Source organism: Novosphingobium malaysiense, assembly GCF_000802225.1.
GTDB classification, from domain to species: Bacteria; Pseudomonadota; Alphaproteobacteria; order Sphingomonadales; family Sphingomonadaceae; genus Novosphingobium; species Novosphingobium malaysiense.
The window spans coordinates 1-251 of sequence record NZ_JTDI01000030.1 but is presented as its reverse complement, the minus strand read 5'-3'; the positions used below and the strand labels follow the sequence as shown (position 1 = coordinate 251).

Genomic DNA, 251 nt, shown 5'->3' with positions numbered 1-251 from the left:
CGGCGCACACGCGCGGCCAAGCCGTCGATGTCATCGAGGTCGAGGGACAGCACCTTGATGCCGCGCTCCTCGAGCAGTTCCGCCAGCTTGGGAATCGGATCGTGGCCAAGGCCCCATTCCTCACGCACCGAGCGCGCCGCATCCTCGGCGTCGCGGATGTCGCTGACGGGGTAGGGGGCGCTGCGCGGTTGCTCCCAGTCGACGCTCTTAAGCTGCAACAGGTCTTCGATCGCCAGGTAGCGCTCCAGCAT

The 251-nt window shown here is 66.9% G+C and carries 1 pseudogene; it reads right to left on the bottom strand.

What is annotated here, in order from left to right:
• A pseudogene (locus LK12_RS23360) lies at window positions 1–251 on the bottom strand (transcriptional regulator); the annotation flags it as partial.